Annotated in this window: 15 protein-coding genes; 8 read left to right on the top strand and 7 right to left on the bottom strand. The window is 47.6% G+C overall.

Features of this window, described 5'->3' with window-relative positions; all coding sequences use genetic code 11:
- Positions 1-206: 206 nt before the first annotated feature.
- The 4 genes from ACLHR0_RS22800 to ACLHR0_RS22785 form a co-directional block, all read right to left on the bottom strand.
- Positions 207-2015 (bottom strand): RagB/SusD family nutrient uptake outer membrane protein, encoded by a 1809-nt coding sequence (locus ACLHR0_RS22800; RefSeq protein WP_429065076.1) that lies wholly within the window; start codon positions 2013-2015, stop codon positions 207-209.
- Positions 2016-2042: 27 nt separating this feature from the next.
- The gene (locus tag ACLHR0_RS22795) at positions 2043-5591 is read right to left on the bottom strand and encodes a SusC/RagA family TonB-linked outer membrane protein (protein ID WP_436489773.1); all 3549 of its coding nucleotides are present in this window, start codon (positions 5589-5591) and stop codon (positions 2043-2045) included.
- 56 nt (positions 5592-5647) lie between these two features.
- Entirely contained in the window at positions 5648-6685 is a 1038-nt protein-coding gene (locus ACLHR0_RS22790) for a FecR domain-containing protein (protein WP_436489771.1), read from the bottom strand.
- A gap of 67 nt (positions 6686-6752) precedes the next feature.
- Complete coding sequence (locus ACLHR0_RS22785; protein WP_436489769.1) at positions 6753-7364, bottom strand: RNA polymerase sigma factor; 612 nt, start codon at positions 7362-7364, stop codon at positions 6753-6755.
- A gap of 104 nt (positions 7365-7468) precedes the next feature.
- Between ACLHR0_RS22785 and ACLHR0_RS22780 the strand changes: the two genes are divergently transcribed.
- Positions 7469-7636 carry a phosphatidate cytidylyltransferase gene (locus ACLHR0_RS22780; protein WP_079467765.1) on the top strand — a complete coding sequence of 56 codons (168 nt, stop codon included), beginning with the start codon at positions 7469-7471 and terminating at the stop codon, positions 7634-7636.
- Positions 7637-7754: 118 nt separating this feature from the next.
- On the opposite strand, the gene ACLHR0_RS22775 is transcribed toward ACLHR0_RS22780, so the two are convergent.
- Positions 7755-8117 (bottom strand): helix-turn-helix domain-containing protein, encoded by a 363-nt coding sequence (locus ACLHR0_RS22775; protein WP_436489767.1) that lies wholly within the window; start codon positions 8115-8117, stop codon positions 7755-7757.
- A gap of 618 nt (positions 8118-8735) precedes the next feature.
- Here ACLHR0_RS22775 and ACLHR0_RS22770 point away from each other — a divergent pair.
- The 7 genes from ACLHR0_RS22770 (at position 8736) to ACLHR0_RS22740 (ending at position 21583) form a co-directional block, all read left to right on the top strand.
- Positions 8736-11891 carry a SusC/RagA family TonB-linked outer membrane protein gene (locus tag ACLHR0_RS22770; RefSeq protein WP_436489766.1) on the top strand — a complete coding sequence of 1052 codons (3156 nt, stop codon included), beginning with the start codon at positions 8736-8738 and terminating at the stop codon, positions 11889-11891.
- A gap of 33 nt (positions 11892-11924) precedes the next feature.
- Positions 11925-13826 carry a RagB/SusD family nutrient uptake outer membrane protein gene (locus ACLHR0_RS22765; protein WP_436489764.1) on the top strand — a complete coding sequence of 634 codons (1902 nt, stop codon included), beginning with the start codon at positions 11925-11927 and terminating at the stop codon, positions 13824-13826.
- Positions 13827-13852: 26 nt separating this feature from the next.
- Complete coding sequence (locus ACLHR0_RS22760; RefSeq protein WP_436489762.1) at positions 13853-15034, top strand: DUF5000 domain-containing lipoprotein; 1182 nt, start codon at positions 13853-13855, stop codon at positions 15032-15034.
- Between the two features lie 30 nt (positions 15035-15064).
- On the top strand, positions 15065-16171 hold the full coding sequence (locus ACLHR0_RS22755) for a DUF4998 domain-containing protein (RefSeq protein ID WP_436489760.1): 1107 nt from the start codon (positions 15065-15067) through the stop codon (positions 16169-16171).
- Between the two features lie 183 nt (positions 16172-16354).
- Positions 16355-16627 (top strand): DUF4242 domain-containing protein, encoded by a 273-nt coding sequence (locus ACLHR0_RS22750; protein WP_370913016.1) that lies wholly within the window; start codon positions 16355-16357, stop codon positions 16625-16627.
- Positions 16628-17130: 503 nt separating this feature from the next.
- Entirely contained in the window at positions 17131-20172 is a 3042-nt protein-coding gene (locus ACLHR0_RS22745) for a SusC/RagA family TonB-linked outer membrane protein (RefSeq protein ID WP_436489758.1), read from the top strand.
- Positions 20173-20200: 28 nt separating this feature from the next.
- Entirely contained in the window at positions 20201-21583 is a 1383-nt protein-coding gene (locus ACLHR0_RS22740) for a SusD/RagB family nutrient-binding outer membrane lipoprotein (protein WP_436489756.1), read from the top strand.
- An 82-nt stretch (positions 21584-21665) separates the two neighbouring features.
- Here the strand turns inward: ACLHR0_RS22740 and ACLHR0_RS22735 are convergent, their stop codons facing one another.
- A complete protein-coding gene (locus ACLHR0_RS22735) occupies positions 21666-23249 on the bottom strand; it encodes a hypothetical protein (protein ID WP_436489754.1) in 1584 nt (527 codons plus the stop codon).
- Positions 23250-23688: 439 nt separating this feature from the next.
- Positions 23689-24243 carry an RNA polymerase sigma factor gene (locus tag ACLHR0_RS22730; RefSeq protein ID WP_436489753.1) on the bottom strand — a complete coding sequence of 185 codons (555 nt, stop codon included), beginning with the start codon at positions 24241-24243 and terminating at the stop codon, positions 23689-23691.
- Positions 24244-24332: the final 89 nt, after the last annotated feature.

Genomic DNA, 24332 nt, shown 5'->3' with positions numbered 1-24332 from the left:
TTACACAATAACTTCTGGTGCGTAAACACTTACAACTTCCCTTTTTTTCAACTGCAAATTGTGGATAAAACCATCCTTAAAGCCTAAAATGAAAAAGCTGCCTCATTTATTTATGAGACAGCTTCTTAATCCTTTATAAAATCCAAAAAAACAAAATCAAATTAATCAGTATAATCAGCGTAATCAGCGAGAAAGACAAACTCCGCTTAATACCCCGCGTTCTGCTTCAATGTAGCCGTACCGTTTTTAACACTGAGATCGATCTGGCGTTGTGGAATAGGGAACCGCACGTTTTTGCTGGTGAAGCTGCCGTTCACGATGTCGGTGGTGATATTTTTTTCGTAACTGAAATAGCGGTTCAGTTCTGTTTGTGCGATGCCCCAGCGCACCAGGTCAAAGTAGCGGTGCCCTTCCATTGCCAGTTCCAGCTTGCGTTCAAACTGGATGGCTTTGATGGCCCATGCTTTGCCGTTGGCGGTAAAGGCGCCGGCAGGATAAGCTTTGATGTTGTATTTCGCAGCGGGCGTGTTGGTATATCCGTCCATCGGGTGTGATGGATTCAGGTATGTTTTTACCCAGCCAACAGGATTTGCAGCGCGCATGCGAACAGTATTGACATGATCCTGTGCGGTAGCCAGGCTTCCGGCCTGTGCCTGGCATTCGGCGGCCATGAGCAGCACATCAGCGAAGCGGATCAGCACATAGTTGATGGCGTTGCCGGGCGCCCAGCCATTACCATCATAAAATTTATCCTGGGTAGCCTGCATGTACACGTTTTTGATGGCGGCATAAGGACCTGCGGATTGCTGGTCGCGCACCCAATTCATACCAGGATGATTGCCCCAGTCGAGAAAAGGAATACCGCGGCGGCCAACGGTCCAGTCGAGACGAGGGTCCAGGTTACCTGCATCCGGTGTAAAAGCGGCGCTGCTGGCTAGTCCCATGTCGTTCTTCACAGGATGGCTGTTAAAGTCGTCGATGTAGGGCAGCCCATTGGCGTCGGTGCGATAGGAGTTCACCAGGTCTTGTGAAGGCTGGTAGAAACCACAGCAGCTGAAAGGTCCGTTGTAAGGATAGTTCAGCATTTCGCCCTGGTTAGCGTTGCCGGTGCCGCCGGAACCATCGTTGGCGCTGTATTGAATGGAGAACACTGCTTCACTGTTATTCTCTGTAAAAGCATCAAAATTATCATGGAACTTTGTAGTGAGGGCGTAAGGAGTTCCTTTGGCGGTAACGCCGTGCGCAATCACATCTTCAAAAATGGGCATGGCTTCCGCATATTTCTTTTCATAGAGCAATGTTTTAGCCAGGTAGGCTTTGGCGGCCCAGCTGTTAGCGCGACCTATTACATCCTGTATTTCATTAAGATTTTCAGCTGCATATTTAAAATCCGCTTCAATCATCGGCCAAACGTCTTTGTCGTTCGGTATTTTATATTCATCTACATCGAGCTTGTTATAGCTGTTGGAATTTTCATCTACCCAGGGAACATTATCAAACATCTTTTTCAGGTCGGAATAGAAATGGCCGCGGAGGAACCGGGCTTCCGCTGCCAGTTCTTTCTTTTCATCTTCCGTCATATCTGTAACATTTGGCAGGATGTGCAATACAAAGTTACAGCGGCGCACGCCTTCATAATTTACGCGCCATTTATCATTGAAGAAGCCGTTGGTAGCATTCCCCACGAAAGTGCCGATTTGCAAAATAGCGGCAGCATCACCGGGATCGCTGCCTTTATGGGCATCCCCACCGCATACGCTGCCATAGATCCAGTTATCGGGAGATACGGCAAAACCGCTGCCACCGGAGATATTCACCATATCGCCATCTTTAAAATCCTGCCCGTCCAATGCACCATAGGCGCCAATGAGCAGCGTATTTACACCCTTTTTATTGGTGAGGGAAGATTCTTCGAGGGAAGATTGCGGGGTGCGTTCGAGAAAACTCTTGCTGCAACCGGAGATGAAGGGAGTTGCAATGGCCGCACTCAATAGTATATGATATAATGATTTCATGATCCTACTTTTTTAAATGAGCAATTGTTAGAAACCCAGGTTGATGCCAATGAGGAACTGCCGCTGGTTGGGGTATGCGCCTTCGTCTACCCCAAAGTCGGTGATATCGGAACCGCCGATTTCAGGATCCAGTCCGGAGTATTTTGTAATGGTGAATACGTTGGCAGCCTGTATATAAACACGCAGCTTTTCTACGTGTATACCCGACAGCAGTTTAGTGGGCAGGGTATATCCGAGCTGCATATTTTTGGCCCGGAGATAAGCGCCGTTTTCCACCATATAGGAATTGGGTACGCCTTGTGTGCTGGTAGATCCGTCCACTTCCTGGATAGGCGCTGTTGCGTTGTGGTGATCGGGTCTCCAGGAATCATACAAGGCTGTTTTGCTTTTGGCGCTTTCAAAGGATGGATAGAAATCGCGCCACCAGCGTACATTATTCCAGATCTGGTTGCCGTGTGTACCAAAGAGGAAGATGCTGAAATCAAACCCTTTGTAAGTTACGCCCAGGTTGATGCCGTAGGAGAAGTCGGGGTTAGGGTTACCGAGGAAGGTACGGTCGTCTGGTGTGATGATACCATCGCCGTTCACATCCTGGTAGCGGAAGCGTCCGAGCCCTTCGCCTTCCTGGTAAATGGCGTCTGTGCTATTGGTTATTTTCTTTGCCTGTTCATCTGCTGCGGCAATTTCAGATTCTTCATTCCAGAAACCGATCACTTTATATCCAAAGAAAGAAGAAACCGGTTGGCCTACTGCATTGCGGATGATGTTGCTGCCATCGAAGCGGCGACCGTCGCTATCGAAATAGTCTACGCCGTCGGCAATTTTCACAATTTTATTTTTATAGGTAGTGAGTGTACCGCTGATGTTCAGCTGCAGATCTTTGTTGATATTTTTATGCCAGCCGATGGAGAAGTCGAATCCTTCATTTTTCATGCGGGCAATATTTACAAACGGCTGGGCGCCTGTGCCGGCAAGTCCGGGCAATTCAGGATTGTAGAGCAGGTCTTTGATATCTTTGCGGTAGTAGTCGGCAGAGAAATCTAATTGTCCGTTAAAGAGACTGGCATCGATACCGATGTTCGCATTCACATCGCTTTCCCATTTGGCGTCGGGGTTACCGATTTGTGTGCCTGCAAAGCCGGCATTGAGGCCATTGTTAACACCAGCCAGGTCGTAATAGGAAGAGTTGCGATTACCACCGTAGAGGAAGTAGCCATTGTTAACGCTGAGGTTGAGCTGGTTCCCCATGATTCCCCATCCGCCGCGGATCTTCAGGTCGGTGATCCAGCTGATCTTCTTCATAAATTCTTCCTGGGAAATACGCCATCCTGCGGTAATAGCGGGGAAGGTGCCGTAATGGTCGTTTACAAATTTGGAGGAACCATCGCGGCGTATAGTAGCGCTTAAAAGATACCGGTCGTTAAATGAATAATCCACGCGGCCCAGGATAGAAAACAGTCCTTCTGATGCCCGGTTGCTGTAGTTGGTTTGTGTGCCGGTGCCGGTGCTCAGGTCGGGGAAGTAATCATCGAAAGTAAAATAATCTTTCGTAGTACCGCCTACTGCGCGGTTGCGGCTATCAAAAGATTCCGTGCCGGCAATTATTTTCAGGTCGTGTTTATTAAACGTCTGGTGATAGGTAAGGGTGTTGGTCCAGGTCCAGCTATGTGCGTTCACAGATCCTTCTGTGTAGGAATTGCTGGTGGAATTTTCTTTGTTCTCATATTGCGGGAACAGGAAAGAGTGCGACCAGCCGGAGGCTACTTCTCCGCCGAAGCTGGTGCGGAAGGTCAGGTATCTGAGGAAGTCGACTTCTCCATATACGTTCCCGAACAAACGGGTATTGAGGCCTTTATTATTCCGGGTACGATACTGCGTCGCTACCGGGTTAAAAGCGTCTCCCAGTGCATCGCCGGAGGAACCGGCAAAGTTGCCTTTGATATCATATACCGGTATAATGCTTTGTTCGCGCATAGCATGACCAATAGCGGCATCCGACGTATTGATATCTACCGAAGGATTTTCTGACATGGAAAAAGCGAGGTTCTCTCCCACCCTGATACCGGGTGTGATATTATACTGGGTGTTGGAGCGTACCGTATATCTTCTCAGGTAGGTGTTCATTAAAGTTCCCTGCTGATTAAAATAATTAAGGGAGAAGAGATAGTTCCCTTTATCGCCGCCGCCGCTCACTGCTACATTGTGGCTGGTGATGGGCGCCGGGCGGAAGATCTCACGGTACCAGTTGGTACCTGCTTTGTTGGCCTTTGAAATCTGGTAAAAGCTGTTATAATCGTCCAGGTCAGTATAGTTTGGATTTACATAATAGAGAGATGGGTCAACGGAAGGATCTCCTTCCATTGCGCCCGATGGCAGGATGTAATCCGGGATAACGGGTTTTGTACCGTTGCCATAGAGTTCTGTTCCGGGATCTAATCCGGAATTTTTGTAGGCCAGCCACCGTAGGTCGGCCTGTTCCTGGGGGTTGAGGGTATTCCATACGTTACCTTTCTTTGGATATTGCCGGCCATAGTAGCCGTCGTATGCCACCTTTACCTTGCCGGAACCGCGGCGGGTGGTGATGATGATCACGCCGTTAGAGGCACGGGAACCATAAATGGAAGCAGCGCCGGCATCTTTTAATACCTGCAGGCTGGCTACGTCGTTGGGGTTGAGGTCTGCGATATCGGTGGTAGGCACGCCGTCCACCACATAAAGCGGGGAATTGGCGCCGAAGGTATTCACACCACGGATACGGATCTGCGGGGATTCGCCAGGCTGACCGGAGCCTATAACGGTGACGCCTGATGCCTGTCCTTGCAACTGTTCTGTTACCTGGCCGGAAGGTTGCTTTTTCAGGTTATCGATGTTCACTACCGCCACGGAGCCTGTCAGATCTTTCTTTTTCTGCGTGGTGTAACCGGTGACCACTATTTCGTTCAATGCGCTGGAACCCTCTTTCATGGTAACATTGATGAGTGATCTACCGCTAACGGGTATACGTTGTGCTTCGTACCCGATGAAAGTGATATCCAGTTCATCACTGCTTCTTCCCGGGGCGGAAATGGTATAAGAGCCATCGGCATTGGAAACAGTACCGATGCTGGTGCCCGCGATGCGAACCGTTACACCAGCCACGGGATTTCCTTTTTCATCCCTTACCACGCCCTTTACCGGGTGTTGTTGCTGTATGCCGGCGGGTTCTGCAGGAGCAGGAACAATGGCTTTTTCTGTGACCATGTAAAAGTGTTCCCGCACCTTTTCGAAGTGAAGGTTAAAAGGCGACAAGGCTTTGCCCAGGGCTTCTTCTGCCGACTGGCAGGCAGCTACCGACAATTGTATCTTTTTGTTTTTAACCAGGTTGCTTTTGTAGGCGATGGATACGCTGAAATGTTCTTCGATGAGGTGGAGAACTGTTTTCAGGGATGATTCATCTGGTTGTGCTTCCGCACTGTTACCGGTTGCGGGGGGAACCGGCTGATTGCCGGCATCAGCCAATTCCTGAGCTGATACCGTTTGGGACAGGAAATACAGGGCCAATGCTTGCATCAGCAAAACACGTAAACCTTTTTTCATCTTGAACAGGTTTTAACGATTAAGAATAAGACATCTATAAAATTGAGCGGCGAATGTTACGGTTTATGGATCCAGACTTCGTCGCCTCTTTGGTTGAATTGCATACGGAAAACCTTACCCAGCTGTGTCATCATAGTATCGGCGTTATAAACGATAGGCATTGAGCCCGATACTTTATAGTTTAATAGTTGTGTGTCGCGAACGATCAGTTTTTTACCAAACACCTGTTCCATGAAGATGGCTGCATCTGCCAGCGTAAAATCATCCATGATTAACCGGCCGGTGTGCCAGGAGGTGTAGTGTATGGCATCTACACTTTTTTTGGTATAGTCGCCGTCCTGTTTGTTGTACCGGAGCATTTCCCCCGGCTGCAGATACAGCGCTGCGGCTTTTCCCTTACTGGTTTCGCCTATATTGAGCAGGATACTTCCCTGCTGCAGCACTACTACTATTTCTTTACCGGTGCTGTTTACATTAAACTGTGTTCCCAGCACTTCCACGTCGAGGTTATCGTAGGTATGCACAATAAACTGCTGTTTGGAGGCGGTATGTTTTACATGAAAAAAGGCTTCTCCATCGAGCCATACCTCGCGCTGCCCGTTTCCGGCAACAGCATACAGCAGGCGGGAGTCGGCGTTCAGCGTAACTTCCGAGCTATCCGGCAACATCAGGTGCCTGGTTTCTCCCAGCCGGGTATAGGTGCTGAGGATGGCCGGTTGCTGTACTGCAGGCTTCCACCACCACCAGGCTGTAGTGAGCAGGATACCGAGTATTACGGCTGCTGCATATTTACCCACATTCCTCCAGACAGACGGATGTATTGGGATGGTTGTTTCTTCTTCCTCCTCTTCCAGTCCATTCAGCACGGCATCCCACAGTTGTTCCTTGTCCGGTGCGGACAGGGAATAGTCGCGGAAGCGGATGCTTTGCACGAGTTGCCTGGCGTCGCTGATGACCGATTCTTTTTCCGGGTGTTGCCTGAGCCATGATTCCCAGAATACATTCCTTTGCTCCGGGTGTAGTACCCATTGCTGAAAGTCCTCGTCCATCGCAAACTCCCGGGCCGTGTATGATAAATAGTTACTGGCTGCCAAGAGAACATGCTTTTACCTAAAGAGCCCGTAACGCTCAAAATCTCATCACTTTTTTAAAAAATATTTTTTATTTGCCTAAAAGCAGCAACAGGAGCGGTAGCGGGAGGTTCTTTTTGAGGATGCCGATGGCTTTGGAGATGGTATTGTATACAGAATCTACCTGCATGGACATGATATCGGCGACTTCAGTATAGCTCAGGTTCTGGAAAAAGCGGAGATAGATCGCTTCGCGCTGGCGCCGTGAGAGGTTGCTGAGGGCTTCCTGGAGGAGGCGCTTTTGTTCTTCTATGGTTTCGTGCTGGATTAACTGGTTTTCGAGCGGCAGGGTATATTCAAATTCAAAGGCTTCCCATGATTCGCGGTGCTGGTAGCGGCGGTCTTTACGCAATGCGCGGAGCAGCCGTCTTCTCAGGCTGCTGATCAGGTAATACCGGATATTCCCGATATTGGCAGTCAGGTGTTCCCTGCTGATCCAGAGATCCTGGAACAGGTCCTGCAAACAGTCTTTCACCCTTTCCTTATCCTGGCAGAAATGCATGCCATAATGAAAGAGGTCATCGATGTGTGCATCGTATATGCCGGCGAAAGCGTGGCGGTCACCCTGTAGAAAGAGTCCCCAAAGTGAGGAATGGGAAGCCACCACGTGCAGCCCCGATCTGAAGGCTTTCCCTGTATTCATACTATTCTGGTTGATCTGCTAAAGCTTGTTAATTATTCTGACACTTGCAAATATTTTTTGGTACAGGATATGTCTGGTAGTATATAACATTAAAACTGAACGATATGAAAAACCTCACTTATTTGTTACTGTCATGCCTGGTACTTTTACTCAGCAGTTGTGAAGTTATAGGCGGAATATTCAAAGCAGGCGTGTGGACCGGCATATTAGCCGTAGCAGTGGTGGTGGGCCTGATCATTTTCTTAATAAGCCGCGGCGGCAAGCGGGGCTAAAGCTTTATAAATGCAGCCTTGTAACAGTGTTACAAGGCTGTGTTGTTATCATGGGTGTTTATCGTAGTGATGGTTGTTAAAGGTAACCATGTGGTTGTTAAAGGGTATTTATTACGCTTCAGCGATTTTTTTCCTGCTCCTGCTTCAACATCGCTTCCAGCAATTCAATACGCTTCCGTTCTGTGGCCAGGAGTTGATCGTATAAAGCCACTATTTTTTCAATGGGATTAAACTGGTAATTGATCACGGTATTATTCTGGTCATTCACATTGTTGATGATCACGTCTTCCCGGAAATTACGGATTACGTCCGGCGATACTTCCAGGGCGGAAGCCACTCTCTCCAGCCGTTCATCATCCATCGACTCACAATTCTCCATTTTAGATAACGCCTGTTGTGTAACGCCTAACCGACGCGCCAGATCAGCCTGCTTAATGCCCCGGATTTCCCGGAGGCGGGCAATTTTCTGACCAATATTCATAGTAAAAAAAGTTTTGCTTTCTAAAAGTACGTCAAACAATCAAATAATAGCTGATCCGGTGCTTTTTTCAAATACTTTATATACAATAAGTTAGCAGGATTGTCAGTCAGGCCGTTTGTAAAACACAACTATACAGGTTGTATTTTACAACCCGCAAAACTTGCATTAAGCGCAATATTATGGAATCTTTGTTTTGGTGCTGCAACAGTTCCTATATGCTTAAAACAGCACCTGCCCACAACCAGATGATAAACATTCCCCTATTTGTGATCCACGTATGAAGCAATGTTTGTTAAGGGGAAAAGAATAATGACCAAGACAAAGTACTGAGATTAACATTCCGGCAGCAACCGCCGGAAAGGATGTATGTTTTTTTTAACCACGCTTGCAATCGATTACAAGAAAAATTGACCGCCACAAAAAATCCGTTATGAATTATTATCTCCTGATGAAAACATCCGGCGCATAGCCGCGTACTGGCAACATTCTCCTGAACAAAGGTGATTACCGCAGTTGCTATTCCACTGATCCACCGGATAAAATACCGGTGGAAATGGCCTTTCTGTGTCTGTAACGGAAACGTATACACGAATTTTATCCATCTTTTAAAAACAATTTATGCGAGACAAATTTTACGTTGGTATAGTAGCCATATTGCTGCTTTTATTCCGGCTGCCTGCCTCTGCTGACGCCATTCTCCCGGTGGCCGACAAGGAAGTAAGGGGACTGGTAACAGACAGCAGCGGCGTTCCCATGATAGGCGTAACTATCGCTGTAAAGAACAAGCCAGGGGTGGGCACCGCCTCCGACGTCAACGGACGGTATATCCTGAAAGTGCCAGACAACGCGTCCCTGATATTTTCCATGATAGGCTTCACCTCACAGGAGATCCCGGTAAACGGCAGGGAAGTAATCAACATCATCATGCGGCCTTCCTACAGCCAGCTGGGAGAAACAGTAGTAGTGGCTTTTGGTAAACAGAAAAAAACGGATGTAGTAGGCGCCGTAACCACTATTAACCCAGCGGAACTAAAGGTACCGGCCAGCAACCTGACTACCGCCCTGGCAGGCCGCATTGCGGGCGTCATTGGCTACCAGCGCAGCGGTGAACCTGGCCAGGATAACGCGGATTTTTTCATCCGCGGCGTAACTACCTTCGGCTATAAAAAAGATCCGCTGATATTGATAGATGGTATAGAACTCACCGTAACAGACCTCGCCCGGCTGCAACCGGATGATATTGCCAGCTTCTCTATCATGAAAGATGCCACCGCCACCTCCCTCTACGGCAGCCGCGCTGCCAATGGCGTAATCCTGGTAACGACCAAGGAAGGAAAAGAAGGGAAAGCCGCCATCACCGTCCGGCTCGAAAATTCCCTGGCCTCCCCCACCCGCAATGTGGCACTCGCAGATCCCATCACTTATATGCGGCTGAATAATGAAGCCGTGCTCACCCGCGATCCACTTGGGCAGCTACCTTACACAGATCAGAAAATTGATAACACCATTGCCGGCATAAATCCTTACATGTATCCGGCTACCGACTGGAGAGGCACACTTTTTAAAAGCTATACCACCAACCAGCGCGCCAACCTCAATGTAAGCGGTGGCGGCACTGCAGCAAGATATTATGTGGCCGGCTCTTTCAATAAAGACAATGGCATACTGAACGTAGATAAACGGAATAATTTTAACAGCAACATCGACCTGAAAAATTATTCGCTCCGATCCAATGTAAACGTGAACATCACCAAATCTACCGAGATGGTGGTTCGTTTAAGCGGCTCCTTCGACGACTACACCGGTCCTATCGACGGAGGCGCAGACCTGTACAAAAAAGTAATGCGCACCAATCCCGTGTACTTCCCCGCCTATTATCCGGCCGATGCAGACCACCAGTATGTTCAGCATATTATGTTCGGCAATTATGATGATGGCACCAACGCCTATCTGCTGAATCCATACGCCGACATGGTAAAGGGATATAAAAATTATTCCCGCTCTATGATGGCGGCGCAGTTTGAAGTAAAACAAAACTTATCGGCGCTGACAGAAGGTTTGAATTTCCGGACGATGGTAAATGTGACACGCAATACTTATTTTGATGTAACCCGTGCCTACAGCCCCTTCTGGTACCAGGCAGGTTCTTATGATAAACTACAAAACACCTTTAAACTGGAACTGCAGAACGAAGAACTGGGCACAGAATACCTGAATTATGTACCCGGCGCCAAAACAGTGAACTCCAGTTTTTATATGGAATCCGCACTTAATTATAACCGCACTTTTCACAAGGATCATACCCTGAGTGGTTTGTTTGTGTTTATGGTACGTAACAATCTTACCGGCAACGGCGCTGATCTGCAGGCGTCGCTGCCCTTCCGCAACGTGGGCCTGGCAGGACGCGGCACCTACTCTTACCAGAACAGGTATTATGTGGAGCTGAACTTTGGCTATAACGGGTCGGAACGTTTTCATGAATCGCACCGCTATGGATTTTTCCCTTCTGCGGGCGTAGCCTGGAGCATTTCCAATGAGAAATTCTTTGAGCCTTATAAAAATGCGATTTCCAACCTGCGGCTCCGCGCTACTTACGGGTTGTCCGGTAACGATGCGATCGGTGATCCAAACGACCGCTTTATGTACCTCTCCAATGTAAACATGAACGACGCCGGCAAAAGTGCAGTATTTGGCCGCGACAATGGCTACAGCCGGCCAGGTATTTCACTCTCGAGATATGCAGATCCTAACATCAGCTGGGAAACTGCTAAAAAAGCCAACCTGGGCCTGGAGCTGGGCCTGTTTGGCAAACTGGATATCATGGCCGACTTCTACCAGGAACAACGCAGTAATATCCTCATGACCAGAACTGCCACACCAGCCACTATGGGACTTTCCGCCCAACCCCGCGCCAACGTGGGCGCCGCCGAAGGAAAAGGAATCGATCTCTCAGCCGATTACAACCATTCTTTCAACCAGCACTTCTGGATCCAGGCAAGGGCCAACTTCACCTATGCCACCAGCAAGTTCACCACATATGAAGAACCTTCGTACGATGGCGCGCCCTGGAAACTGCACGTGAACTACCCCATTTCCCAGCAATGGGGATACATCGCAGAAAGGCTTTTTGTAGATGATGCGGAAGCCGCAAAATCGCCCCGTCAGAATTTTGGGGAATATGGCGGCGGAGATATCAAATACCATGATGTAAACGGCGACGGGCAAATCACCCAACTCGACCAGGTGCCATTGGGCTTTCCCACCACGCCCGAAATCACTTATGGATTCGGTTTTTCTGTAGGCTATAAACGATTCGACCTCTCTGCATTTTTCCAGGGACTGGGCCGGGAATCGTTTTGGATCAATGCACGCGCCACTGCCCCTTTCATGACCTATTATTATGATAATGAAACATTGTCAGGTAAACCACAGAACCAGCTGCTGCAGGCATACGCCGACAGTCACTGGTCAGAAGAGCACCGCGATCTGTATGCTTTATGGCCGCGGCTCAGCACTACCGCTATTGGTAACGATAACAACTCCCAGCAAAGTACGTGGTTTATGCGGAATGGCGCTTTCATCCGGCTGAAGCAGGTGGAAATAGGTTATACCGTGCGGCAATGGGCGCATATGAGAACATTACGTGTATACACCAACGGTACCAACCTGCTTACCTGGAGCAAGTTTAAACTATGGGATGTGGAAATGGCCGGTAACGGTCTGGGTTACCCGGTACAACGGGTATTCAACGTTGGCGCACTCGCCACATTCTAAACATCCGCTTTCTTATTCTTTTAACTGCATGTTATGAAAAAGATCATCTGCCTGATATTCATTGTTACGTTACCACAGCTTTTCAGCAGCTGTAAAAAATACCTGGACATAGTACCGGATAACGTGGCCACCATCGACTATGCCTTCCGGCTCCGTTCTACTGCCGAAAGATTTCTTTTTACCTGCTACTCCTATATGCCGGCGCTGGGCAACTTTGACGGCAATCCGTCTAATGCCGCCGGAGATGAGTACTGGCTGCCCGTTACCAATACCTCCAATGCCTGGCAGATTGCCCGTGGCAACCAGAATGTAGTGAACTGCTATATGAATTACTGGCAGGGTACTGCCGGAGGTAAGGATTTGTTTGAAGGAATCCGGCAATGCAATATTTTCCTGGAAAACATTGGTAAGGTGCCCGATATGGAGAGCACCGAAAAAGAACGCTGGGCAGGGGAAGCAAAATTCCTGAAAGCCTATTATCATTTTTGGCTGTTCCAGATGTATGGCCCTGTTCCACTCATCAAAAACAATGTGCCGGTAAGCGCCGGCGAGGAGGAAGTATATCCAGCCAGAGAACCGGTAGATTCCTGTGTGAACTACATTGCCAAGCAGCTGGACGAAGCTGCTGCACAACTGCCGGACAAAATAGAGAATGAAGTATCAGAGCTGGGCCGTGTTACCAAAGCCATTGCATTAACGGTGAAAGCACAGGTGCTGGTACTGGCAGCCAGCCCGCTGTTTAACGGCAACTCCGACCACGCCGGTTTTAAAGGTCCCGATGGCAGGTTGCTGTTTGCCCAAACCAATGATCCGCAGAAATGGGTACGCGCCGCCGCTGCCTGCAAAGCTGCGCTCACGCTTTGCGAATCGCAGGGATACAAACTATATACCTTCAATCCGCAGTTCTTTCAATATAAAATCTCCGACACCACGCGGATAGAACTCAGTATCCGTAATGCTGTATGTGAGAAATGGAATCCCGAAATTATATGGGGCCATACCAATAGTTTGGCCGGCAGCATACAGGCCAGCGCCACTCCGCGCGGACTCGATCCTTCTAAAACGGCCAACAGCGCTACGGTGGGCAACATCGCCCCTACCCTGAAAATAGCGCAGCTATTTTACACCAATCATGGCGTACCGATCACAGAAGATAAGACATGGGACTATAACGGCCGTTTTAAACTGCGTACCGGCACGCATGCATACCGGTACGACCTGCAGGAAGGATATCAGACCGCAGCCCTCCATTTCGACCGGGAACCCCGCTTTTATGCCGACCTGGGATTTGATGGCGGCATCTGGTACGGGCAGGGTTTATTTAACGACAATGCCAATCTCTTTTTTGTATCCAGCAAAAAAGGACAACCAGCCAGTGCGCAGAACCAGTCGTCGTACTCCGTTACCGGTTACTGGCCCAAAAAGCTGGTGAACTTCAACAACGTAATCGGCGACGGTACCACCTACACTATTCAAAACTATCCGTGGCCTATTTTGCGACTGGCGAACCTGTACCTGTTATATGCAGAAGCCGAAAATGAAGCCAATGGCCCCAGCGCAGAGGTATACCGGTATATCAATCTTATCCGCGAGCGGGCTGGCTTAACATCCGTGGAAAGCGCCTGGACCAACTATGCGCGTAACCCTGCCAAGTTCACCACAAAAGAGGGCATGCGTGATATTATCCAACGGGAACGGCTGATTGAATTAGCCTTTGAAGGACAACGCTATTGGGATCTCCGGAGATGGAAAAAAGCTGTGGACGAACTTAACAAACCCATTACCGGGTGGGATCTGGCGCAGGAAGACGCCACCGCTTATTATCGTGAAAAAGTGATCTATAACCAGGTTTTCACCACCAGGGATTATTTATGGCCGATACCCGAATCAGAGTTGCTGAGTAATAAAAAGATCAATCAAAATCCCGGCTGGTAATCTGTTTACAAAAAAAGAAATTAACTATGAAAAAATATATCATACCTGTTCTGCTTTGTGCTGGCTTATACTGCTGTAAAGAGGAAGGCGTTCAGCCGCTTAACAAAGACCAGGCGCCGGGGCCGGTTACCAACGTACGCGCCGAAAGTATTGCCGGCGGCGCCAATATCAGTTATAGTCGCCCGAAAGACAAAGACCTCCTGTATATAAAAGCCGTGTACTCCATCCGGCCAGGTATAGAGCGGGAAGTAAAAGCATCTTACTACCAGCATATGCTAACCATAGACGGATTTCCCGACACGCTGGAATACCCGGTAAAACTTTATGCTGTGAGTCGTGGCGAAAATATATCGGAGCCGGTCACCATCTCCGTAAAGCCACTTACGCCACCGGTAAAACAAGTATTCCAGCAACTGACGCTTGCTGCTACCTTCGGCGGCGTAAGGGTCAACTTCGTAAATAATTCAGAAGCAGATGTGGTGATTACCGTACTGGCGGCCGATTCCACGAACGACCTGGTACCGGCGGAAACATTTTATACCAAAAGAAAGACCGGCACGTTTGCCGCCAGGGGCTTTAATACTACCAAAAGAAAATTTGCCGCCTTTGTGCGTGACCGATGGAACAATCACTCCGACACGCTGTATGCTGAACTATCGCCTTTATTTGAACAAAAACTGGAAAAAACAAAATTCAAAGAAGTAGATCTTCCGACAGATACCTATGCAGGGCATATCAGCAGTAAAATCCCCTACCTCTGGGATGACAAGCTGGGCAACGCCGGTACCTCCATCTTCCATACCAAACCAGGCAGCGGCCTGCCGCAGTGGTTTACGATCGACATGGGCGTTACTGCTACGCTGAGCCGCTTCAAGCTGCATCACCGTGACGGCAGCACCGCCGACGGGTCTTATACCGGCGGCGATCCCAAAATATATGAGATCTGGGGCAGTAATAATCCATCCAGCGATGGCAGCTGGGACAACTGGGTATTGCTATCCGGTTTTGAATCCGTAAAACCCTCCGGTACGCCCGATGGCACCATCACCACGGAAGACAAACAATTTGCCACTGTAGACGGGGAGGATTTTGATTTTCCGCCCGATGTACCACCTGTAAGATACCTGCGCTTTAAAACCGTCAAAGTATGGGGCGCGCTGGATCATATCTACATCGCGGAACTTACCTTCTGGGGCAATGTGAAGTAAAATGTTATCATCTAACACAAATAACTGGTCATGAAAATATATAACGCCTGTTTATTAGCGCTGCTCCTGTTGTTTGCTGCCTGCAGCAAAATGGACGACACCTACAAACAGTTCATTAAAAACGGAGAAATCCCTTACGCCGGCTCAGTGGATTCCGTAAAGGTTTTTCCGGGTGATAACCGGATCCGGCTATCGTGGCTGGTCAGCGATCCCAGGGTCACTAAAGCCAAAATTTACTGGAATAACAAAAGTGATTCCCTGGATATGGTGTTGAAAAGACAATATGACGTAGACACTATCAACGTGATCCTCTCCCCTATAGCCGAAGGCGCTTACTCTTTCGATATCTACACTTTTGATGATGAGGGAAACAAGTCCATAAAAGTAAGTACTACCGGCCAGGTGTATGGTGAGCGTTATATCAGCTCGTTGTTACCCCGACCTGTTAAAAGCGCGCTCTACTCCGACGGCAAAGTGGCCATTACCTGGGGAAGCGCAGATACCCACGTAACAGGTACAGAAATAAGGTATACAGATGCTGGTGGTACGGTGCAGCACATCCGCGTACCGGTAGATTCCAATACCACCACCTTGTCCAACTTTCTTTTCAGTGATAATACCGATCTCGCATACACTACGGTATACCTGCCGGATTCCAGTGCCATCGACTTGTTTAAAACGGCCTACGAGGCGATTGCGGTAAAGGGTCCGCCGGTGGAATATGCCAAAACAGGGTGGACGGCCACCGCATCTGACTATGACGAACCCTCCGGCCGCGGGCCCGCCAATGCGATCGATAACAAAGCATCTACCGTATGGCACATGTCGAAAGTTGCAGGTCTTACTTATCCGCGTACCATTACAGTAGATATGGGTACCATCAACCTGGCCTACGGCTTTACCTTCATACAACGTACCCCGCTGGACGGACCATTGAAACTGATTGAAATTGAAGTGAGCGACGATAATACCACCTGGCAACCGCTGGGTGCGTTTACCTTGTTATCCGCAGCGGATAAGCAATACATAGACCTGACGGAAACGGTAAGTTTCAGGTATTTCAGGGTGATTGTGCGGTCGGATTATAAGAACGGAAATTTCTCTGCGCTGGCGGAAGTGGGTGTGTATAAACGTTAAAGGAGCTGTTTTGATAAAAAGGGCGCAGGTGTTGTACCTGCGCCCTTTTTTCGGTTTTACCTGAACGATTTCTTAGAATAAATGCTTATATTTAGGATATACATTCGTACTACTCCACTACCTGTCAAAACCCCGGCAAGAAGCAAGATTTAACTTCATAGGATAAAACTAAAATCTACCATTATGCCTAAGTATGTTATCGAACGCGAAATTCCTGGTGCAGGTAAACTCTCAGGAGAACAGTTGAAAGCTATTTCACAAGCTTCCTGTGGCGTATTAAGCAATATGGGTCCGCAAATTCAATGGATCCATAGTTATGTGACTGCTGATAAAATTTATTGCGTTTACATTGCCCCTAATGAAGAAATGGTTCGTGAGCACGCGAAGCAGGGAGGATTTCCGGCCAATGCTGTCAGTGAGGTGGCTACTGTTATTGATCCTACAACTGCGGAGTAAAAGGTTATAGTATTTTAAAAGGGAAACTTAGGATTAAGGATCCTCTCCCACCATTAGAAAAAATTTCCTGCACTGCGGTGGTATGCTTATTGGTCGTCCATATTTGAAAATAGTAGTAATGGCTAGTGAGGATAAACTCCATTCCTTACATCGGGTAATTATTGCATCATCTGATATTGAATCATCCAATTCCCGGTCGGCAGATATTATTCTAATTCAAGACAACCAACTGCAAACTGACCATATATTTAAATACCAAGGCTGGCACATCTCCCCAATTAGTGTCAAAACAACGCTTATAAAAACCCACACACCCTCTCTTATTCATATTATTGTCGATATGACATTTAACATAGACGCATATTAATACTCTACCGGCTTTTGGGATAAAATACGTTTACAATCGGTTAATTATTCTGAATCCATGTTTACGGCTTACACCTACTTTTATTCCGCTAACTATTCTATGCAGCCCTCAACTTGTCAACCAAACGTTTATTCAAATGGCACTATCAGCAAAATCAGCAGTATCAGGATGCTTCGTACCGCTATATATGGTATGTTTTCTCGCTTTCTTCTCCTTGTCTGCATCTGCGCAGAAGAAAGCGATTACGGGCACTGTCGCCGATTCGTCCGGCATGCCTGTTATAGGCGCCACCGTCAGGGAGAAAGGCGGGAAGGCCGTCACCACCTGCAGCGCCGACGGTACATTTAAATTAACCGTGGACGAAAAAAATTCGCTGGTCATTTCCAGTGTTGGATTTCTTAGTGCGGAAGTACCGGTGGGTAGCAAAACAACGTTTGCTATTACTTTAGCCAGCAACACCTCGGCGCTGAATGCCGTGGTAGTAACGGCATTGGGAGTGAAACGGGAAAAACGCAACCTTACCTTCAGCTCCCAGCAGCTGAACGGAGAAGAACTATTAAAAACCAAGGAACCTAACCTGGTGAATACTTTGGCCGGCAAGGTGCCGGGCATACAGATTACCAGTTCTTCCGGTAATGCAGGCGCCTCCTCCCGCATTGTGATCAGGGGTAACTCTTCTCCCACCGGGGAAAACCAGGCGCTGTTTGTAATCGACGGCGTGCCCGTTGATAACACGGAAACCGGCAATATCAGCGGCGGAGCCGCGGGCTCCGGCGTAAACCGTATCGCAGATATTGATCCCGCTATCATTGAAAATGTGAACATCCTGAAAGGCGCTGCCGCTACGGCGTTGTATGGGTCTTCCGGCGCCCGGGGTGTAGTACTCATTACCACTAAAAATGGCGGTGTGGATAAGAAACCGGTATTCAACTTTTCGTCAGATGCTTCTTTTGAGCATCCACTCCTGCCGGAACGGCAAAATATATATGGACAGGGTACCACCGGTATCTTTTATAACGGTGAGGACGCCGACAAAAAAACAAGCCTTTCCTGGGGTCCCCTCATGGATACCCTCAAAGTAAACGGCCAGCCCGCACCTACCTACGACCCGTACGATTTTTTCCGCACGGGTATTACTACCAACAATACTATTTCTGCCTCCGGCAGTACCAATAATTCCAACTATTTTCTCAGCTATTCCTATTTCAACCAGAAAGGTGTAATGCCGGGAAATGATTTTAAGCGGCACTCCTTCTTTGCAAAGTACAATTCCAAAATAGGCAAATATGTGAGCACTACTTTCCAGATGGGATACAACAACTCCGACCAGGAAAGGCTGCCGGAAGGCGCCAGCAACGGGCCTTTATTTGTGCTGCTGCTACAACCGGTATCGTGGAATCCATACCCTGTGCTCCTGCCCGACGGTAGCCAGCGCGGCTACCGCTACTCCAGGAATATGCCGCTGTGGACGCTCGATAACATCAGCAATGATTCTAAAGTCAACAGGTTTCTCCCGGTATTTACCGCCAACATCACTCCTACCAGCTGGCTTACTATTACAGAAAGACTTGGCGCGGACATCTACACGGAGTCTGATAAGTATATAGAACATCCAAGTCCGCAGATTGGCCTCACAGGACAAATCAGGAACCAGAACATCAACTTCCGGCAATTCAATAATGACCTGATCATCAGCGCCACGAAAACATTTGGCAAATTCAACGTAAATCTGTTAGTCGGTAATAATATCTATACTACTTACAGCCAGTATATGAATATTAACGGCACCGGGCTCAATATTAACGACTTTAATAACTTATCGTCCGGCTCCACTATCACAGGTACTGAAAGTTACACCCAGCTCAGAAAAGTAGGCTTCTACTCCCAGGCTAATATTGAGTACAACCGCTTCCTGAACCTGTCTTTAACCGGCAGGTACGACGGCAGCTCCGTGCTCAATCCCGATAAAAATTTCTACCCTTACGGATCGGCCGCTGCCAGCTTTATCTTTTCCGAATTCCTCGGACCTAAAGCCTCCAATGTCATTAACTTCGGAAAGGTACGCCTGAGCTATGCTACGGTGGGTAACGACGGCGTAGGTCCGTATGCGTTATCTACCCCTTATGTGCAGGCAGGCAGGAATACAAACGCCGGTTTTTTCCAGTTCCCGTTCCAGGGACAGCAAGGCTTTTTACTGACAACTGCATTGGGTAACCCCACGCTCATCAATGAACGGCTCAATGAATATGAAGCGGGGCTTGAAATGCGTTTCCTGAAAGACAGGATCACCTTTGAAGGATCTTATTTTAGCCGTCGCTCCAAAAGCGGGCTCATTCCAGGGTCACAAATCCCCCCTTCAACCGGTTTCAACAGCACTACTATTAACTCTGCCGAAATATCCAACAAAGGAATAGAGCTGCTGTTGGGCGCTACTCCTGTAAAGACAAAAGATTTCAGCTGGAATGTTACCCTGAATTTTTCGAAGATCAAAAACGAGGTACTTTCCCTGGCGCCGGGCGTTGACCAGCTGGGACGTTTGATCAAAGGAGAACCCTATAACATCTTCTTTGGCAACCGCTATAAACGGGCCGACAACGGGGAACTACTCATCGACGCCGGTGGACTACCGGTAGTAGATCCGCAACAAGGCATTGTGGGCGATATTAACCCGGATTGGCTGGCCGGCATGGATAATACCTTCCGTTATAAACAGCTCAGCCTCTCCTTTTTCTTCGATATGAAAAAAGGCGGCGATGTGCAAAATGATGTTGAGTCAGCCGGTTTCTACTACGGCACTGCAAAGGTAACTGCCACCCGCGGCCAAATGGTGGTGAAAGGAATCAGCGAAGTAGACGGAAAGCCCAACACCGTGGCAGTAGATGCGCAAACCTACTACCAGACCAGGCAATACGAATCCACCATCCAGGATGGTACTTATATCAAGTTGCGGAATGTAAGTCTTTCCTACCTCCTGCCTGCTTCCTTTGTGGCTAAAACACCTTTCAAAACCGCTTCCCTGGCAGTAGCCGGCAGGAATCTCTGGATCTACAGCCCGCATTTTACCGGTGCTGATCCGGAAGTAAGTTCCTATGGCACAGGCAACAGCTCACAGGGTATTTATGCGTTTTCCACGCCAACATCACGCTCAATCAACTTCTCATTGAAATTTAGTTTTTAGTATGCCGGCACCACTAAAATTTATCAACATGAAAAAGTCTCTTTATATACTGCTGCTCACCGGTCTTTGTTTACAGGGATGTAAAAAATTCCTGGATATAAACACCGATCCCAATAATCCGATAGATGTGCAGGAATCACTGATCCTGGCGCCGGCGGAACTGAACATTTCTGACAATATCCATGGCGGCAATGCGGGAATCATTATACAGAACTATGTGCAGAACATAGCCGCCAACCAGCTGAATCCTTATGTGGGCAGTTACCAGCTGTTTAATATTGATATGGATGGCGACTGGTCCAACTTCTACGTCACCTCACTCAACAACCTGATCACACTGAATAAAAAGGCGGAAGCGAATAACAACTGGAACTATGCGGCCATTGCCAAAATACTTACGGCTTACACCCTCGGCACTGCCACCGATTTCTGGGGAGATATTCCTTATTCTAAAGCGTTTGTCAGCGGCGTTTTCACAGTACCTTACGATAAACAGGAAGATATTTACAAAAGCATCCAGTCATTGCTCACCGATGCCATAGCCAACATCGACAAAAACAGCAGTCCAAAGAGCCCAACAGGTGACGACTACTTCTACAACGGCAATATGAACGCCTGGCGCAAGCTCGCATGGTCGCTGAAAGCGAGGTATTATATACATCTCACCAAAGCACCCGGATACACCGCCAAGGTGCAGGCCGAAAGCGCAATAGCTGCTTTAAAAGAAGGCATGACATCCAACAACGATGATCTTAAGTTCACCTACTCCGGCGCGGCAGGATCGGAAAACATCTGGTACCTCACCTTTACACCGGTAACTACCTACGTGATGAATGCCACACTGATCGATACCTTACGCAACCGGAATGATCCGCGGCTGCCAAAGATGATTGCTCCCGCCACGGCAACAGGACTGTTTACCGGCAGAAAAATCGGTACGCCCACAGGAGACCTGGCTAAGTACTCTTACCCCGCTGCATTTTATGGCGCCAAAGCATCGTCCAATTACATCTTCAATTATTCTGAAGCACTATTCATACAGGCAGAAGCCCTGCTGATCACCAGCGGTTATGCCGCTGCGCAGCCGGTATATGTAAATGCGATCAATTCCCATCTGTCCAAACTCGGGATTGATACTGCCAGCGCTGCGGCCACTGCTTATGTAAACCGCCGCAAACTAACCGCCGGAAATGCGCTACAGCTGATCATGGAGGAAAAAGCAGTAGCTAATATCTTCAACTTTGAAACGTATAACGACTGGAGAAGAACGGGTTTTCCAAAATTGCAGAAAGTAGATGGAGCATTGATAGATATCCCCCGCCGGTTGTTATATCCGCAAAACGAGATATTAACGAATGCACAACCACAACAAACAGCTATCCAGAGTACAAAGGTCTGGTGGGATAATTAAGAGAAGAAAGGTAAAACAGTAATACGGGGCATCTCAAAAGTATTTGAGATGCCCCTTTTTTTTAAAACAAAAGCTGGTGTGGCTACCTCTTATTTTTTCCGGACCTTTTCTCCGTTGCGCCACCTTTTCCGGATGATGCTGCCGCCGGCTTTTCCTGCGTTGCCCAAAATTGATTGATACCGTCCACCATGGTAGCAATAACGCGTTGTCCTTCTTTCAGCCGTTCCAGGGTATCCAATACAGCTGCCCTGCTATCGCCCAGTGGGATCTTTGCAAAAGCCCGCAGGTCAAAACGTAACTCTTCTAATCTGTCAGTGCTGCTTCTCAGGAAACTGAGTTCGTCTTTCAAAATGGAATCGTCCCCTTTTATAATGGTATTTAATAAATTCTCTAAGGCGAGGTTTAATGCCTGTACTTCACCTGAGTTTCCAGTCAGGGTTTGGCTTTCATATTCCCTGTCCAGCGCCTGTTTTTGTTCTTTTTCCACTCTTTTCCTTTCTATATTTTCTGCAGAATTTTCCTTTTCCCAGAGTGATTTCATTTCTTTACTGTGGGCCAGCCGCCGCTGCAGACGTTCTTCCAGTCCATGCATTAAATGCTGGCAAGCCTTACAGGAAGGTACAATATCACCACTGCCATATTTTATAATCTTGCCATGTGCATCAATTATAGGAACCGTACTGTCGGCATTGAGTGGAGACACCCATCTTTCCGTCATGGATGCATGCTGCATAGTGGTGGGATGCAATTTCACATGGCCTCCATCAATGATAGACCAGATCAGCTTCGGGGCAGCACAGGTACCGGCAAGCCCGGTTTTCACTTCCTCGCTCCCCGTATGTTCTTTTACAATGTTTTTCTCCTCTCCGGTTCCAAAACTATGCGGCCCTATTTCTTTGACGATAATTCCTCTTGCTTCCTCCACATTCATTACGGAGCTCACGTACTGCATCCCCAGTGACTTGGCGATGAGCTCAAAACCGGCCGACTGACCACCGGAGCAGGTAGCAAACACCTGCCCATCCATAATAAGTACACCCAGCATATATCCTTTGTAGGTGTCGTGCTCTTTATCATAACGCAGCAAGTTTCCCAATTTCGTTTTTGCCCCATTATCTTCCTTTTTCACCAGTTCAAACAAGCGTTTCGCTTCCTTATCAATCTCTTTATACAGTGTCTCCGAGCGCTCCTGGCTTTTCTCGCTTTGCGGAATGGTAAAAGGCTTGTCCGGCCTGAGGTCATGAGATCTCAGGTTGGGATAGGGCGTATGTTCCATGAAGATCGTATTCACGTCTTTAGACAACCGGATAATGCAGTCTGTTATGACATCAATTTTTTCACCAGACAAGGATTCCTTTAGTAAAAGCCAGGTTTTGGAGATTGCCAACTTATCACTCAACGCCGGGAACAATACCATCACTTCTTCCACCGCCTGTTCAAAAGTCTGGCCCCGTGAATTCACGGCGCCTTTCATATAACGTTCAATCGCCTGCTTATCACTTCCGTTGTCCAATAACTTGTCAATTTTGAGCTGCATGATCCCCTGTTGTTGTAATACAGGTGGCGTTATAACGGCCGGATAGGCAATTCCACTACGGGGAACCGTTTGATTTGCAGCTGCACGGGAAGCGGCAGGGACAGGTATTTTGAGGAAGCCTGATGACATATGGGATGCATCTATTTATACAAAAAATAATCAATTGCACCTTCATAAACAAAAATTGTTTGCAGATGGGCCACCCGGCAACATTTCACTTTTTTATTCCCTTAAAAAACCTGCCGATATTATACGATATACTCATAGTAATACAAATGGGACATACCCCGAAGCGGAAAAATGTTAGGGCCACTTTCTTATACCAGGGCAGATGAACGGGAACAACAGGGCAGCTTTTACCATCTCCTTCATATTCCCTTATTCCCCGAATATTGACAGCTGTTTTCATTCTAACTGTTTTTTAATCAACCAAAGAAATGATAAAGGCAAATACCAGTTAATACTAAAGAGACAATACAAAGAATGATTTTTGTTTTTACAGACATAATTAAACTGTTTAAAGGTGATTTCCTATTAATACCCGTTCATAAGATTTATCACCCAAAAACTATATGCTTTCTTCTTTTGCCTTCATTTTCCTAACCTGTTGAATGCATTTATATTGCTGATTGGCTGCTGTATGCCTGTTTTTCCAGCCCATTCTTTTCATTAAAACTTCCATAGGCTCCCGGTAAAAAAAGATGGCTTTTAGTATACGCTGGCAATGCCCTGTGATCCTGGATATCCAGGTTTGTACTTTTTCATCTTCGGTTTTCTCCTGGTGTAATTCCGTTGGAAAGTCCGCTGTCGCGCACGGATACAGGGATACATCCTCTACGGGCAATAACCTATTATCCCGGAGATGTTTCAGCCAGAGGTTCCTGGAAATAGCAAAAAGATAAGTTTTCAGGGAAGCCGTAAGTAAGAAATTAGGTTGCCTTACTTTTTGAAGCAATACAATCATTGCTTCCTGGAAAATATCTTCCGCATCCTTATTTTGCCCGTAGTTATTAATAATATATGCGGCAATAGTTGGAAAATAGTATTGATACAATACCTCAAAAGAAGCATTGTCCTCACTTCTGAGCATATTGAGCAATGTGTGGTCTGATATTGTTTGCATACGATGGTGAACTTGGTCCATACTATATACCGGAAGACGCGATTTATCACCCGTAAACTTAAAATTATTTATTGGATAACAAATGGGGT

Source organism: Chitinophaga sp. ARDCPP14 (assembly GCF_051362515.1).
Classification (GTDB): Bacteria; Bacteroidota; Bacteroidia; order Chitinophagales; family Chitinophagaceae; genus Chitinophaga.
This window is presented reverse-complemented; position numbering and strand designations above follow the sequence as displayed.

Excerpts from the sequence above, each read along its gene's own strand:
- ACLHR0_RS22800 (WP_429065076.1), bottom strand. The coding sequence starts at position 2,015 with ATGAAATCATTATATCATATACTATTGAGTGCGGCCATTGCAACTCCC.
- ACLHR0_RS22795 (WP_436489773.1), bottom strand. The coding sequence starts at position 5,591 with ATGAAAAAAGGTTTACGTGTTTTGCTGATGCAAGCATTGGCCCTGTAT.
- ACLHR0_RS22785 (WP_436489769.1), bottom strand. The coding sequence starts at position 7,364 with ATGAATACAGGGAAAGCCTTCAGATCGGGGCTGCACGTGGTGGCTTCC.
- ACLHR0_RS22780 (WP_079467765.1), top strand. The coding sequence starts at position 7,469 with ATGAAAAACCTCACTTATTTGTTACTGTCATGCCTGGTACTTTTACTC.
- ACLHR0_RS22775 (WP_436489767.1), bottom strand. The coding sequence starts at position 8,117 with ATGAATATTGGTCAGAAAATTGCCCGCCTCCGGGAAATCCGGGGCATT.
- ACLHR0_RS22770 (WP_436489766.1), top strand. The coding sequence starts at position 8,736 with ATGCGAGACAAATTTTACGTTGGTATAGTAGCCATATTGCTGCTTTTA.
- ACLHR0_RS22765 (WP_436489764.1), top strand. The coding sequence starts at position 11,925 with ATGAAAAAGATCATCTGCCTGATATTCATTGTTACGTTACCACAGCTT.
- ACLHR0_RS22760 (WP_436489762.1), top strand. The coding sequence starts at position 13,853 with ATGAAAAAATATATCATACCTGTTCTGCTTTGTGCTGGCTTATACTGC.
- ACLHR0_RS22755 (WP_436489760.1), top strand. The coding sequence starts at position 15,065 with ATGAAAATATATAACGCCTGTTTATTAGCGCTGCTCCTGTTGTTTGCT.
- ACLHR0_RS22750 (WP_370913016.1), top strand. The coding sequence starts at position 16,355 with ATGCCTAAGTATGTTATCGAACGCGAAATTCCTGGTGCAGGTAAACTC.
- ACLHR0_RS22745 (WP_436489758.1), top strand. The coding sequence starts at position 17,131 with ATGGCACTATCAGCAAAATCAGCAGTATCAGGATGCTTCGTACCGCTA.
- ACLHR0_RS22740 (WP_436489756.1), top strand. The coding sequence starts at position 20,201 with ATGAAAAAGTCTCTTTATATACTGCTGCTCACCGGTCTTTGTTTACAG.
- ACLHR0_RS22735 (WP_436489754.1), bottom strand. The coding sequence starts at position 23,249 with ATGTCATCAGGCTTCCTCAAAATACCTGTCCCTGCCGCTTCCCGTGCA.
- ACLHR0_RS22730 (WP_436489753.1), bottom strand. The coding sequence starts at position 24,243 with ATGCAAACAATATCAGACCACACATTGCTCAATATGCTCAGAAGTGAG.